General features: G+C 37.8%; 13 protein-coding genes and 2 pseudogenes. 11 read left to right on the top strand and 4 right to left on the bottom strand.

The window, feature by feature from the left end:
* Positions 1 to 61 precede the first annotated feature (61 nt).
* Positions 62 to 1,045, top strand: coding sequence for a beta-ketoacyl-ACP synthase III (locus B3P17_RS05725; RefSeq protein WP_006842406.1), 984 nt, complete (start codon positions 62 to 64; stop codon positions 1,043 to 1,045).
* Positions 1,046 to 1,116: 71 nt separating this feature from the next.
* On the opposite strand, the gene B3P17_RS05720 is transcribed toward B3P17_RS05725, so the two are convergent.
* The 3 genes from B3P17_RS05720 to B3P17_RS05710 form a co-directional block, all read right to left on the bottom strand.
* The gene (locus B3P17_RS05720) at positions 1,117 to 1,437 is read right to left on the bottom strand and encodes an RNA recognition motif domain-containing protein (RefSeq protein ID WP_006842405.1); all 321 of its coding nucleotides are present in this window, start codon (positions 1,435 to 1,437) and stop codon (positions 1,117 to 1,119) included.
* 251 nt (positions 1,438 to 1,688) lie between these two features.
* Positions 1,689 to 2,630, bottom strand: a complete 942-nt coding sequence (gene ribF, locus B3P17_RS05715) for a riboflavin biosynthesis protein RibF (protein ID WP_252637691.1) — start codon at positions 2,628 to 2,630, stop codon at positions 1,689 to 1,691.
* Between the two features lie 15 nt (positions 2,631 to 2,645).
* Positions 2,646 to 3,278 carry an HAD family hydrolase gene (locus tag B3P17_RS05710; protein ID WP_252637690.1) on the bottom strand — a complete coding sequence of 211 codons (633 nt, stop codon included), beginning with the start codon at positions 3,276 to 3,278 and terminating at the stop codon, positions 2,646 to 2,648.
* 322 nt (positions 3,279 to 3,600) lie between these two features.
* Here B3P17_RS05710 and recO point away from each other — a divergent pair, with 322 nt between their 5' ends.
* The 9 genes and pseudogenes from recO (at position 3,601) to B3P17_RS05665 (ending at position 12,206) form a co-directional block, all read left to right on the top strand.
* Positions 3,601 to 4,323, top strand: a complete 723-nt coding sequence (gene recO / locus B3P17_RS05705) for a DNA repair protein RecO (RefSeq protein ID WP_252637689.1) — start codon at positions 3,601 to 3,603, stop codon at positions 4,321 to 4,323.
* Positions 4,324 to 4,361: 38 nt separating this feature from the next.
* Positions 4,362 to 6,103, top strand: a pseudogene (locus B3P17_RS05700) (MutS-related protein).
* Between the two features lie 22 nt (positions 6,104 to 6,125).
* Complete coding sequence (locus B3P17_RS05695; RefSeq protein ID WP_252637687.1) at positions 6,126 to 7,391, top strand: DUF2851 family protein; 1,266 nt, start codon at positions 6,126 to 6,128, stop codon at positions 7,389 to 7,391.
* Positions 7,392 to 7,398: 7 nt separating this feature from the next.
* Entirely contained in the window at positions 7,399 to 8,613 is a 1,215-nt protein-coding gene (locus B3P17_RS05690) for a DUF6051 family protein (RefSeq protein WP_135103794.1), read from the top strand.
* A gap of 126 nt (positions 8,614 to 8,739) precedes the next feature.
* The gene (gene ybaK / locus B3P17_RS05685) at positions 8,740 to 9,216 is read left to right on the top strand and encodes a Cys-tRNA(Pro) deacylase (protein WP_252637686.1); all 477 of its coding nucleotides are present in this window, start codon (positions 8,740 to 8,742) and stop codon (positions 9,214 to 9,216) included.
* Between the two features lie 201 nt (positions 9,217 to 9,417).
* Positions 9,418 to 9,648 carry a 4Fe-4S dicluster domain-containing protein gene (locus B3P17_RS05680; RefSeq protein WP_006842397.1) on the top strand — a complete coding sequence of 77 codons (231 nt, stop codon included), beginning with the start codon at positions 9,418 to 9,420 and terminating at the stop codon, positions 9,646 to 9,648.
* 63 nt (positions 9,649 to 9,711) lie between these two features.
* On the top strand, positions 9,712 to 10,794 hold the full coding sequence (locus tag B3P17_RS05675) for a 3-methyl-2-oxobutanoate dehydrogenase subunit VorB (RefSeq protein WP_006842396.1): 1,083 nt from the start codon (positions 9,712 to 9,714) through the stop codon (positions 10,792 to 10,794).
* 88 nt (positions 10,795 to 10,882) lie between these two features.
* The gene (locus B3P17_RS05670; protein ID WP_006842395.1) at positions 10,883 to 11,641 is read left to right on the top strand and encodes a thiamine pyrophosphate-dependent enzyme; all 759 of its coding nucleotides are present in this window, start codon (positions 10,883 to 10,885) and stop codon (positions 11,639 to 11,641) included.
* Between the two features lie 10 nt (positions 11,642 to 11,651).
* Positions 11,652 to 12,206, top strand: a complete 555-nt coding sequence (locus B3P17_RS05665) for a 2-oxoacid:acceptor oxidoreductase family protein (protein WP_006842394.1) — start codon at positions 11,652 to 11,654, stop codon at positions 12,204 to 12,206.
* A 66-nt stretch (positions 12,207 to 12,272) separates the two neighbouring features.
* On the opposite strand, the pseudogene B3P17_RS05660 reads toward B3P17_RS05665, so the two are convergent.
* A pseudogene (locus tag B3P17_RS05660) lies at positions 12,273 to 14,165 on the bottom strand (beta-galactosidase).
* A gap of 130 nt (positions 14,166 to 14,295) precedes the next feature.
* Here B3P17_RS05660 and B3P17_RS05655 point away from each other — a divergent pair.
* Positions 14,296 to 15,096, top strand: coding sequence for a threonine/serine ThrE exporter family protein (locus B3P17_RS05655; protein ID WP_252637684.1), 801 nt, complete (start codon positions 14,296 to 14,298; stop codon positions 15,094 to 15,096).
* The last annotated feature ends 5 nt before the right edge of the window (positions 15,097 to 15,101 follow it).

Raw genomic sequence — 15,101 nt, 5'->3', positions numbered from 1 at the left:
GACTTTAAGCCCTAATATTAGGGCATTTTTTTTATAAATACTCACAAAACCAAAAAATACAATGATTCGAGCTGCAATTACCGGTATAGGAGCATATGTCCCTGAGGATATTCTCACCAACAGTGATATTGAAAAATTGGTGGATACTACAGACGAATGGATCATGACCCGTGTCGGAATCAAAGAACGTCGTGTACTCAAAGGCGAAGGCAAAGGAACTTCTGTTATGGGAGCCGAAGCTGTGAAAGAATTATTGAAGAAAACAAATACCAAACCAGAAGAGGTTGAGGTAATCATTTTTGCCACTACTACACCTGACTATGTATTTCCATCAACGGCTGCAATGACAGCTGAAGCTTGTGGAATAAAAAATGCTTTAGGGTTTGATATCCAAGCTGCATGTTCAGGCTTTATATATGCATTAGAGGTTGGTTCTAATTTTATCAAATCAGGTAAATACAAAAAAGTAATTGTAGCTGCAGGAGATAAAATGACATCTATAGCCAACTATAAAGACCGTGCTACATGTCCTCTATTTGGAGATGCCGCAGGTGCTGTAATGCTGGAACCAACTGAAGAGGAGTTTGGCATTATGGATAGTATTCTTCATCTCGACGGAGTTGGAATAACTCATCTCCACCAATATGGAGGAGGGTCGGCATATCCGGCTTCCCACGAAACCGTAGATAAAGACATGCACTATGTTTATCAGGAAGGACAAGTCGTATTCAAACATGCCGTATCTAAAATGGCTGATGTTTCTGTAGAGATAATGGAACGCAACAATCTATCAAATGAATCGGTAGACTGGTTAGTTCCTCATCAGGCAAATATTCGTATCATCGAGGCTGTAGGAAATCGCATGGGACTTTCGCCAAACAAGGTTATGGTAAACATACAAAAGTATGGTAATACAAGTGCCGCCACAATTCCGGTGTGCATACACGAATGGGAATCTCAGCTTAAGAAAGGAGACAACCTCATCCTTACAGCATTTGGCGGAGGATTTACATGGGGAGCTTTATACTTAAAATGGGCATATTGATATCGCCTGTCAATTAATAAAAACAAAAAAGGTGCCAAATGGCACCTTTTATTGTTTATGTAGAATACTAATTAATATTCACGTCTTCTAAAACCACCGTTTCCACCTCTGTTGTTATCGAAGTTTCTGCGTGGGCGGTCTCCACCTTCTGTACGAGGACGAGCTTCTGAAACAGAAATAGTTCTTCCGTCATATTCAGCACCATTTAATTCTTCAATAGCTTTTTGTCCGGCTGCATTGTCTTCAAGTTCAACAAATCCATAACCTTTAGAACGGCCTGTAGCCTTGTCCATAATAACTTTTGCTGAGGAAATTTCACCGTATTCGTTGAATAAATCTCTCAAATCATTGTCGTTGATGCTGTAGCTCAACCCTGCAATAAAAATGTTCATTGTAAAAAAATAAAATTTAAAATTTAATACTTTGCAGAAGAAGTAAATAAGAATAAAAAGCTAAAATAAACTAGACAAGAAAGGTTACCAAGAAGGGAAGTGACTTGCGAAGAAAAATTTAAACTATACTGTTAAGAACTCTAATGCTCCACAAATATAAAAATAAAAATCAGTTATTTAACTCTTTATCTATTATTTTTTTGTTATAAGTTAATATTTTAGGATTATATAACTGAGATATGGTTTAGAGACTAGGTATTAAGCCCTTTATAATTTTCAATAACTTTTATTACAGTCTCTTTATCTCTACTAATCTGATCCTTTAAAGTCGTAATATCTGAGAATTTTTCGTCAGGACGCACAAAATCAAGAAATTCTGCCGTGAGGGTTTTATTATACAGATCTCCGTCAAAATCGAAGAGATTAACCTCTATACTTATATTATCTCCATTATGCAGCGTAGGACGTTTACCAATGTAAAGCATACCATCATATTTAACACCTTCGACATGTACATAGACTGCATATATGCCAAAAGCAGGGACTACCTTGTAAGTCTCCCATATCTGTATATTGGCAGTTGGGAAACCTATCGTCCTACCTACTTTAAATCCTTCTACAATCTTTCCTGAGATGGTGTAGTTATATGATAATAGCTTCCCCGCTTTACGGATGTATCCTTCTGCCAGAAGCTTACGTATACGTGACGAACTAACATGTTCGAGCCCGGGTAAAGCTTTAGCTTCTATGACCTGCATTTTTATTTCACTGCCATATCGTTCGTAATCAGAAAAGTCATCTTCTCTATTGTGACCAAAACGATGATCGTAGCCTATGATGAGAGAATCAACATTCAGTTTTTCTTTCAGAATATCCTGCATAAATCTCTTCGCAGACATTTGTGATATCTCAACCGTAAAGTCGAGACAAATACAATAATCGATTCCGGTAGTAGCCAGACGCTCTATCTTTTCGTCATAGCCACAAAGTAAAGACGGCTGATAGTCTTTTTGCAACACCTTTCGCGGATGTACAGGAAAAGTTATGACGGCAGAGGGTAAACCTCGCTTGGCGGCTTCTTCTTTCACCTGATCAATCAGATATCGATGTCCTGTATGCACACCATCGAAAAAGCCAATAGTAGCCACTAATGACGGAAGTTCTATCTTGTTTGTCTTATCAACTAACTGCATATCCTAAGTATTAACTTATAATAGCTCTCTATCAGTAAACACTTTTCTTAGGTCTTCTGTTTGATCGACCAGACAAGTTTCAAAGCCAATCGCTTTACCTATTTCTATATTCGCTTTGCCATCATCAAGAAACAGAGTCTCGGACGGAATCATTCCCGAATCGGCAAGTATAAAGTCAAATATCTCCTTGTCGGGTTTTGCATGCCCTATCTCAAAAGAAAGATAGCATTTATCAAAATATGCCTGAATAGGCAAACCTTCGGGTGAGAAAGCCTCACTTGAAGCCCATTTAATTACAGACGGATTTGTATTGCTTAATAAGTATACTTTATACTTTTTGCGAAGCTCTTTCAAAAGTTCAAATTTGTATGGAGGAATCCCCGCTAAAAAGCCTAACCATCCATTATCGATATCTTCGGCGGCAATATTATCATTACCGCATAACTTGCGGAATTCTTTATAAAAACCTTCTGGACTTATTTTACCTTCTTCGTACTCCAGAAATATTCCTTCTTGACGAAACTCACCTAAATAATCTTCAATATTAGGGAAGCCAATAGCCGTAAAACGGTTCAACGCTTCCTGTTTATTCAGGCTTATAATAACTCCTCCTAGATCAAAAAGTATATTTTTTATTTTTTGAGACATAACGTTATATTTATTATATGCGAAGTTAGTCAATTATTTTTACATGGCTGAGATAATTCATGCTTGTTTAATAAATAACCTCCATAGATCAGAAATTGTAAAAAGTGACAAAAGTGACAGTATTTTACTTGTTTTTCGATGTTACTTTTACCCTTTACAATATTTATCACACATCGAACGGCTCTTTATAATAAGATAATAATTGAAGATAAAGCTAAACGAGTTTATTCCTTTTTTACTATCCCCTTTTATCTTCTTTGTAGAGATAACGAATCTCACTCGGATAAAAAATAGTATTTTTGTATAGCTAAACATTATCGAAGTGCTTTATAAGACAAGAGGACTGGTACTGAATACCATAAACTACAACGACAAGTATTTGCTTGCTCTGTTATTCACCGAATCCTTCGGGCGGGTAACGTATATGGTGTCCAAAGCAAGAGGTAAGGGCTCAAAAGTTCCTAAATCTTTATTTTCGCCTCTAGCGATACTCGACATGGAAGTTGAGCATCAAAGCAATAGAGATATTCAAAGAATCAGAGAAGCCCGCTCCGATTTTTATTTATATGAGATAGCGGGAGATATGGGAAAAACGTCAATGACTTTTTTCCTTTCCGAATTTTTATCAAGGGTCTTAAAAGATGCCGACACCAGTCAATTGCTATTCGACTTTCTTGAACAGTCGGTACAGATACTCGAGATGACAGATAAAAGCATAGCTAATTTCCATTTGGTATTTATGCTCAAACTGAGCCACTTTATGGGATTTTACCCTAACCTTGAAGAATATAAGGAAAATAATTTGTTTGATATGATAAACGGCGAGTTTGTTCATTATCAACCTTTGCATAATCATTATCTTAACAGGTACGACAGTAAAGCTTTATCTATGCTGGCACGTATTACGTACGAAAATATGCATCATTTTGTTTTCTCTCGGCAAGATCGGATTAACATCATAAATAGAATATTGGAATACTACCGTTTGCATCTGTACGACTTTCCGGCACTGAAGTCGCTCGATGTCTTACACGAATTGTTTTAGCATACGATTAATTATAATAAAATCTATAACTTTAGCGAATGACACTAGAAGAAGTACAAGAATCATATAAGGATCTTATAAAAAGAGAAGACGAAAAGCTGACTAAATTAAAAAGTTCTATTTTTCAGATCGGAACTTTGCGATTAGTTACTGTTTTGGGATGTATCCTCCTTTGCTGGGTAATGTGGGGACATACTGTTTCGGTTGTCTCTATTATTTTTATAACAGTCGTCATCTTTCTCTATCTGCTGAAATATCACAACAAGCTATNNAAAGTATCGATTATGATTTTTCAGCTTTCGATGGAGCACCCGAAAAGGTTGATGGCAGCCATAGCTATAGTGTAGATCTCGACTTATTTGGAAATCACTCATTCTTTCAGTCTATAAACCGTACTGTTACTTCTTTTGGCAAGAATAAACTGGCAGACTCCCTGCTAAAGACCTTTGAGAAAAAAGATGATATTATTGCACATCAGGAAGCCGTAAAAGAATTGAGTCGCAACCCACGGCTACTCAACCACCTGAGAGCAACAGGACAGATGAGCGAAACCGAAGGGCTGGATATAGATCACTTCTCCCGTCAATTTATGCAAACTCGCTTATTATCTGAAAGCTATTGGCGATACTTTGTATATATCGCCCCTGCTGTGTTTACTCTATCTATTATTCTAAGTTCTTTTGGATTGATGCCTATTGCAATACTAGGATCTTGTTGGACTATTTTCTTTATAGCAAGCCTTACTCCGATGAAAGACATTCGACTGAAGATGAGTTTTTTTCAAAAGAAAATAGAAACACTACAAACATACTCAAGCCTATTTGAAATAATAGAGACCGAAGAGTTTAAATCACCGTTATTAATCGAATTACAAAATAAAATTAAAGATCGGGAACTTGCCTCACTAGCTATCCGCCAGCTAAAATCATATAGCAACAACCTCGATCAGTCATCCAATGTCTTGGGGTTGCTTCTTCTCAATCCCATTTTCTTCTGGAATATTATTTATTCAATAAAGATTGAAAAGTGGATAAGCCGCCATCAAGAAAATATCGGAAGCTGGTTAAAAGTTTTGGCAGAGTTTGACAGTCTGGTGTCTTTTGCTGTATATGCTTACAACCATCCCGACTATATTTATCCCGAGGCATCTGAAACATATATATTGGAAGGTGAAAACCTTGGTCATCCGATGCTCCATCGGAAGGTATGCGTAAGCAACGATGTAACAATAAAGAGCCATCCCTTTTTCCTTGTAGTCACGGGAGCAAATATGGCAGGCAAAAGCACATACTTGCGAACCGTAGGTATAAACCTCATGCTGGCTTGCGCCGGGGCTCCGGTGTGTGCCTCTTCATTGAAATTCTATCCATACAAGCTAGTGACCAATCTTCGTACCTCCGATTCGCTTACAGAAAACGAATCTTACTTTTTTGCAGAGCTTAAGCGTCTGAAAATGATAATCGACCGTCTGCAATCGGGCGAGCCGTTATTTATTATCCTCGACGAGATACTGAAAGGCACCAACTCGGAAGATAAGCAAAAAGGCTCTATAGCTTTAATGAAACAATTGGTGTCACTTGTGGCGAATGGTATCATCGCTACACACGATTTATTGTTGGGCGACCTTGAAAAAGAGTTTCCCGATGCTATAAAGAATTACCGCTTTGAGGCGGATATTAAAGACGATCATCTCTCATTTACCTACAAAATCAGGGAAGGAGTAGCTCAAAATATGAACGCAAGCTTTCTGATGAAAAAAATGGGTATTACCGGATTATGATCGACAACCTAACACTTAACTTATGGAAGACATTTTACACTACATCTGGAAATTCAAACTCTATCAGAAAGAACTGAAAACGACTGATGGTCGTCAGATAGAAGTTTTGGACGTAGGCTTGCCAAATACGAATGAGGGTCCCGACTATTTTAATGCTAAAATAAAAATAGATGGTGAACTATGGGCAGGAAATATAGAAATACATACAAGCTCTGATCAATGGAAAGTGCATAACCATCATAAAAATAAAAGCTACAACTCGGTGATACTTCATGTCGTAGAGAAGGCTAATTGTGAAGTGTTTAATGAACTGGGGCAATCTGTTATCCAGTGCGAGATAGTCTATCCGCAGCATATAAAAGAGAATTATGATTTCCTCATTCATTCCAATACAGACATTCCTTGTCGCAACTATATAGGAAACATTCCATCTTTTCATCTCAACTCGTGGATGAATACGTTACTGATAGAGCGTCTTGAAAGAAAAGCAAACCATATAGAAAGCTTACTTAAGCGTTTCCAGAACTCGTGGGAAGATGCTTTTTATGTGCTGCTTACCCGAAATTTTGGATTCGGTCTCAACTCCGACTCCTTTGAGCGATTAGCTCTTAGTCTGCCGTTGAAATGTATTCAAAAACAAGGAGACAATATTATTCAAATAGAAGCTCTTTTATTCGGACAGGCGGGTATGCTTGATAATGTGAAAGTTGAAGACGATTACTTCTCTTTGTTGAAAAAAGAATATGAGTTTCTGAAAAATAAATATGATTTGAAACCGTTAGATTCATATATATTCAAAAGTATGAGATCACGGCCTACGGCTTTTCCTCAGATAAGAATTGCCCAACTGGCTTCTTTGTTGCATAGTTCACATGGATTATTTTCTAAAATTACAGCTTGTGATGATATCGGACGTATCCGGCTGATGTTTCATGTCAATGCTTCTGAGTATTGGCAAACCCATTACGCATTTGGAGTAACATCGGAACGTAAGTCTAAATATCTAGGTGATTCGTCTCTCGACATTTTACTGATCAACACTGTAGTTCCGATATTATTTATATATGGGAAAAGTATAGACAATGAAACCCTTTGCGAACGAGCTCTAAAGTTTTTGGAAATGCTAAAACCTGAACAAAATAGTATAACCAAGCTTTTTGCAAAATTGAAAATGCCATTAAACAGTGCAGCCGACTCACAGGCTATGATTCAACTGAAGAGAGAATATTGCGAACTTCGCAAATGTTTGTTTTGTAGAATAGGACATCAATTACTGGTAGAAAAATAAAAATAAAATGAAGTACATAGACCTTTTTAATCATCTAAAGAAGATCGAGAACTATACAGATAGTGAGATCGAGATCGATCAAAATTTGGTAATGCGTAACTTTACCTTCGACTCCAATTATCGTTTTATCCTTCCCGGAGGATTGGGCAATAACGATGATTATGAATTTATACCGAGTGTACCTGAAGATTATGAACCCGATGTGATTCAGGAAATGTTGAACAAGAGAGATGCTGAAATATTAGAGAATATCAAGTTCAGATATCACATGATAATGCCTAAAAAAGAAACGAAAGCGAAAGGCATTATACTCATGTTTCACGGCTTTAATGAGAAAACTTGGTATAAATATTTACCGTGGGCTAAGCATATAGTCGACAAAACGGGTAAATCAATAGTTATGTTCCCTATAGCATTTCATATGAATCGTGCTCCTGCGGTTTGGAGTAGTACTCGTGAAATGTACAGAGTGAGCGAGCAACGAAAAATGCGCCACCCCGATGTTATCTGTTCCAGTTTATCCAATGTAGCCATCAGTACACGTTTGCATAATAAGCCTCAACGTTTTATTTGGTCGGGGTTGCAAACTTACTATGATGTAATCGACTTTGTAGAGAATTTCAAGGAAGGATTACATCCCGCTATAGATAAGGATGCTTCTATCGATTTCTTTTCATATTCTATAGGTACATTCTTAGGCGAAATACTGATGATGAGTAACAAAGACGGGCATTTCTCTAACTCCAAGTATGCTACTTTTTGTGGAGGAGCAGTATTCAACAGACTATCCCCTGTGTCAAAATTTATTCTCGACAGTGAAGCCAATGTAAGTCTTTATTCCTATGTCGTAGAACATCTGGATAGCCATATGAAGCGCGACGAAGTGCTTCGTCATTATATGCATACACATCCGGAAGGCAACAACTTCAGAAGCATGCTCAATTATAGGGTACTGACAGAATGCCGAGAAGAAGTATTCCGAAAAATGAGCCATCAATTTTATGCTATAACATTGGCGAAGGATGAAGTTGTTCCCGCCTATGAAGTGATAAATACACTGCAAGGTTCACGCAGGGATATCCCGATCAATATCGAAATTCTGGATTATCCATACAAATATATACATGAAGATCCATTCCCTGCGCTACCAAAAATCGCAGATGAAGTAGACGAGCAATTTAGATTTACGTTTGACAAAATCAGTGCTTTTCTCCAATCTTAGCGCTGTATTTTTTCTTTCTGAACTTAATATATGAGAAAGCAATAATGGCAATTAATATGAGTAGAAAACATACTTTGTAAACATCTATCGTGTTTAGTTGTTTTATTTGCAGGAAAATAAGAAGAAATGAAGATTGATAAAACAAACGCCGTCCGGCTTTTGGATAAAGAGAAAATAGAATATAAGCTTATTCCATACGAGGTTGACGAGTCCGATCTTAGTGCCATACATGTGGCCGAACAGTTACAAGAACCTGTTGAACAGGTCTTTAAAACACTGGTACTGAAAGGAGATAAATCCGGTTATTTTGTTTGTATTATACCCGGAGCAGAAGAGCTTGACTTGAAAGCAGCTGCGAAAATCTCAGGAAATAAGAGTTGTGATATGATACCGATGAAAGAGCTTCTTAACATCACAGGATATATAAGAGGCGCTTGCTCTCCTATTGGTATGAAAAAATTATTTCCAACCTATATCGATAAATCTTATGAAGCGTTCGAATATATTTACATTAGTGCCGGAAAAAGAGGTTTACAAATTCAGTTAAATCCGCTAGATTTAGTACAAATAGTAAGTACAACCAGCGGAAACCTAACCAAATAAAGACCGAACCTCCCCAAAGATAGAGATTATTGGATTTTGTATGATAAAATGCTAGCTCAATATGTTTTAAGACATCTTTTTTTTAACATCTTTATTCATAAAAAAAAGGAATATAATAAGAATAACATCTACCTTTGTGTGGGGATCAAATGAGAACTTTATTATAGTTAGCGATTACTAAAAAAATTATTATAAAGAAAAATGGCCAAAATAAAAGGAACAGTAGTTGTAAACGAAGAACGTTGTAAGGGCTGTGACCTCTGTGTGGTTTCATGTCCTTGTGATGTTTTAGAACTTCAACCTCGTGAAGTTAACAGTCGGGGTTATCACTACGTTTACATGAAAAATCCAGATGCTTGTATAGGTTGTGCCAATTGTGGTTATGTATGTCCTGACGGATGTCTCACAGTCTACAAGAAAAAATTTGAATAAATGATGACGAATCAATACAGCTTTTTCGCTTAGTAGATTCGTTTTTTTAATTAACCAAAAATTATGTCAGAAGAAATAGTTTTAATGAAAGGCAATGAAGCCATAGCTCATGCTGCAATTAGATATGGGACAGACGGATATTTTGGCTATCCTATTACTCCTCAATCGGAGATAATGGAAACGTTGATGGCCGAAGCACCGTGGAATACTACCGGTATGGTTGTACTTCAGGCTGAAAGCGAAATAGCATCTATAAATATGGTTTACGGGGGAGCCGGATGCGGCAAGGCCGTGATGACCTCATCTTCAAGCCCGGGCATGAGCTTAATGCTCGAAGGGGTGTCTTATCTTGCCGGAGCCGAATTGCCTTGTTTGTTAGTGAATGTTATGCGTGGAGGACCCGGATTGGGTACAATACAACCATCGCAAGCCGATTATTTCCAAACTGTAAAAGGAGGAGGGCATGGCGATTATAACCTGATAACTCTTGCTCCTGCGTCGGTACAAGAAATGGTGGACTTTGTTGCATTGGGATTCGATCTCGCGTTCAAATATCAAACACCGGCTATGATACTTACCGATGGTGTTATCGGGCAAATGATGGAAAAGGTAAAACTTCCGGAATTTAAACGAAGAAGAACCGAAAAGGAGATACGCGAACAATGTCCTTGGGCTACCCTTGGAAAACCAGCTGATAGAAAACCGAATGTAATAACTTCGCTGGAACTTGATCCGTATAAGATGGAGATAAATAACCTCCGTTTTCAAGCTAAGTTTAAGAAGATAGAGAAAGATGTTTGTTTGCACCAGGAAGTAAACTGCGAAGATGCAGATTATATACTTGTTGCATTTGGGTCTGCTGCCCGTATATGCCAAAAGGCAATGGAGATAGCACGTGCTCAAGGAATAAAGGTGGGTCTTATACGCCCAATAACTTTGTGGCCGTTCCCATCGAAGGAGATTGACAAATATTCAACAAAGGTAAAAGGAATGCTTACAGTGGAAATGAACGCCGGACAGATGGTCGAGGATGTTCGTTTGGCTGTAAACGGTAAAGTAAAGGTTGAACATTACGGACGTTTGGGTGGAATTGTTCCTACACCAAGCGAAGTAGTAGACGCCTTGCAGAATAAATTTGACTGTTGAAAAACGATATTAAGATAGGCAAGTGTTCATTACATTTGCGAGAATAGTAAGTAGGTCTGAGACCTTAAAATTCAAAGTTTAAACAATTATGAGTACAAATATTATAGATCCGGCTAACCTAGTATATGCCAAGCCTGCGTTGATGAACGATGTGGACATGCATTACTGCCCGGGTTGTTCACATGGTGTAGTTCATAAGTTGATAGCTGAGGTTATTGATGATATGGAATTGCGTGATAAAACAATCGGTATAGCTCCGGTTGGTTGTGCTGTGTTTGCATACAACTATTTGGATATCGACTGGCAGGAAGCTGCACACGGACGTGCTCCGGCACTGGCTACAGCAGCAAAACGACTGAATCCCGATAAAATGGTATTTACATATCAGGGAGACGGAGACTTAGCTGCCATTGGTACTGGTGAAACGATACATGCGGCTAATAGAGGTGAAAATATTGCTATAATCTTTATAAATAACGGAATTTATGGCATGACCGGGGGACAAATGGCTCCAACAACCCTTAGCCAAATGATAACATCAACATCTCCTAACGGACGCGATACTCACGAGAGTGGATACCCTCTCAAGATTCTCGATCTGTTGGCTCAGTTACAAGGAGTTTGTCTGGCTACTCGTCAGAGCGTTCATACAGCAGCCTCTGTAAAGAAAGCGAAACGCATGATACGTAAAGCGTTCGAAAACTCGATGGAGAATAAAGGTACATCTATTGTAGAAATTGTATCTACATGTAATGCCGGATGGAAAATGTCACCTCAGGCAGCTAACGATTGGATGGTAGAAAATATGTTTCCTGCATATCCATTAGGCGATTTGAAAAATATTTAAACAAAGAAACATGACACAAGAAATAATTATAGCAGGTTTTGGAGGACAAGGTGTATTATCTATGGGTAAAATCCTTGCTTATTCAGGTCTGATGGAAGATAAAGAAGTTTCATGGTTCCCTTCTTACGGACCGGAGCAACGTGGTGGCACAGCTAACGTGACTGTAATATTGAGCGACAGCCCCATCAGCTCGCCGATAGTGAATGAGTTTGATATTGCGATTATTTTAAATCAGCCGTCATTGGACAAATTCGAGTCGCATGTAAAACCGGGAGGAATATTAATTTATGACCCGAACGGATTTCAACATCCACCAACACGCAAGGATATCAATATCTATAAAGTTGAAGCTGTGGATACAGCTATATTGATGAAAAATACGAAAGCATTCAATATGATTGTTCTAGGTGGATTATTGAAAGTAAGCCCAATGGTAAAACTCGAAAACGTTATGAAAGGATTGAAAAAATCTTTACCTGAACGTCACCATGGTTTACTGCCAATGAATGAGCAGGCAATAATGAAAGGTATGGAGATTATACAAGAAGTTCAAAAATCTGAATAAGATTTCGTTTCTTTGAAAATAAAAAAGAGGCTGTCTGAGACTAGACAGCCTCTTTCTATATTTATTTTATTGAGGCAACTTAAGATTTGTCAACACAGGAACTTTTGTTGTTCTTACTTCTGTGTGATGCTTATCATGCTGTTGTTCAAAAATTACGATCTCATTTTGTCCTTTTTTCAGCCATACCCCCGGAACATATAACGTTTGTTGAGGTCCTACATGCCAATAACGCCCGATGTTCTTACCATTTATAAAGACAATACCTTTGCCCCAATCTTCCATATCGAGGAATGTATCCCCTGTTTCTGTCAGATTGAATGTTCCTTTATATAAGGCCGGAGCTCCGAGAAGACGTTTCGCTGCTGATTCGGTGTTACCAAATACGCTATTTTTTTGCATCTTACTAAAATCAGGAGCTTCATCCATCGGTATCTGGTACATTTGCCAATCACCTTCTATCTCCATTCCGTTTATTATAACAGGGCTGATGATTCCTTTTGTGTTATGAACAATCTCTGATCCGTAATTGATGCGTCCCATGTTCTCTACTAAGATCTCTAACGTAGAATTGAATGGAATGTCAACATCGATAGAATCTTGATTAAAATATCGGTTAAGCTCCCCTACCTTTTCATCGTTTGCATATATAATGGCATAATCGCGCAAACCATTTATCTTCAGTGTACCGCTTATTGGCTGATTGAAGTGCTTTTTATATAAAACATATCCATAACCTTGGTTTAACTGTTCGAAAGTCATAGGTTTATTATTTTCCACTACTTTTGAGTTCAATCCGTCTAAGGTAGCGATCTTGTCAAGTTTAATAGATGGGATCTCTATAACAGGTATAGCAGCGGGAACCTTAGGCAAAGAGTAATTGACATATTTTTTAATTACATTACGAAGCGAGTCGTATTTTGGTGTTACCCATCCGGCTTCGCTAATAGGTGCATCGTAATCGTAGCTAGTAAGATCGGGCTGAATATCATGTTTCTTATCATAGTTAGCGCCACTGGTAAAACCAAAATTAGTTCCGCCATGCACCATGTAATAGTTGATAGACACATTATTCTGTAAATACTTTTCTGTTTGACGAGCTATACTTGTAGCACTTATCTGAGGATGAGGTTCGAGCCAGTGAGCAAGCCATCCGGGATAAAACTCTGCAACCATATAAGGTCCTTGTCCTCCATTATACTTATCTACAGCTTTCTTTAAATTCTCTATATTACTTTCTCCATTTGCAGTTGGCAAAGCTCCGGGAACAGCACCTCCTTCAAACAACCAACTTCCATCCGAAGTAAAAGATGGAACATCGAAACCTGCATCTTTTAATTGCTGAACGATTTTTGCATTGTATCTGCGATGCTCTTCCAATGGAATATCTTTACGTTGGGAGACATAAGATCCGAATTCATTTTCTGCCTGCACCATAACAATAGGGCCACCTTTAGTTATTTGCAAATTTCCAACTTCCTTATACAATCTATTTCAATATAACTGGGTATATTTTAGAAATTGTTCGTTATCACGTCTCAATTCCAAACCCTCTACATTTTGAAGCCACCAAGGATAACCTCCAAATTCCCACTCAGCACATACATACGGACCGGGACGAAGTATCACCATCAATCCTTCTTCACCTGCTATTTTTATATATTCCGCAAGATTCTTATCTCCTGTAAAATCCCACTTACCAGGTTCGGGTTCATGTATATTCCAGAATACATAAGTAGCCACAGCATTCAGTCCCATTGCTTTCAGCATCTGCATACGATGACGCCAATATTGATGAGGAATACGCGGATAATGCATTTCGCCTGAAATTATTCTTACCGGTTTTCCGTCATATACAAAATCTCCGTTCTTAATCTCAAACGTATGTTTCTTCTGAGAAAAAGAACTGATGGAAAAAACGAATAATAATATAAAAAAGGTTGAACAAATCTTTTTAAACATGGTTTTCTTTTTAAATTACTAATTTAAAGCTATATATTATTATAAATTAAATTCACGTTTATAAACTCAATTATAAGTGTTTACTACATTAAATATTCTTTAATATCTTTGTCGTAAAATTAAGGTTGGAATGTTAGAGTATAAAGATACAACAGAAAAAGTAAAAATACCAGCGCAACGCTTAGCCGATCTCATTTTAGATATAGGAACTTATCTACTTGCATCGGGAGCGCATTGCGGAAGACTCAATAGTAATCTGGGGAGAATGGCTTCGACATGGGAGTTTGATCTGCATATAGATCCTACGTTCAAAGGACTGTTAATTACTATAAAAGATATGAACGACCCTGCAAATACAGTCACCAGATTTAAGAATTCGCCCCCTCACAATGTCCACCTTGCTGTTTTGACCGAAATATCACATTTGTCGTGGAAAGTAAAAGAAGAGAAACTTTCCATCACTGAAGCGGAAAACGAATTTGCTCTAATCAAAGCTAAACCATATTATAAAGATATATATGTTGCTATAGCTGTCGGACTTTCATGTGCAGGCCTATGCCTTTTCTCATTAGGAGATTCGATGAACGCTATGGTTGCTTTTGTTGCCGCTTTTTTAGGATATTTCGTACGTGTTGCCTTCTCTAAGAAGAATTTCAACTCTATGATTTGTATCTCGATAGCAGCTTTTGTTACCACTCTTATTACAGGACTTGGAAGACTATATGGAATCGGAGCACACCCCGAAGCTGCTATGGCTACAGGCGTATTATATCTTATACCGGGAGTCCCTCTTATAAATTGTGTTATAGACCTGATAGAAGGCTACCTCTCGTCTGCAATCAACAGAGCCTTATTCGGAGGGTTTATTTTACTTTGTATTGCCGCAGGGATGACCTTATGTATTACATTAATGGGGATCAATAATTTTTAGAAAAA

The sequence above is a fragment of the Dysgonomonas sp. UBA7630 genome, from assembly GCF_002483985.1.
In the GTDB taxonomy this organism is placed as follows: Bacteria; Bacteroidota; Bacteroidia; order Bacteroidales; family Dysgonomonadaceae; genus Dysgonomonas.
Note: the sequence above shows the minus strand (reverse complement) of the source record. Positions and strands in the feature narration are given on the sequence as shown.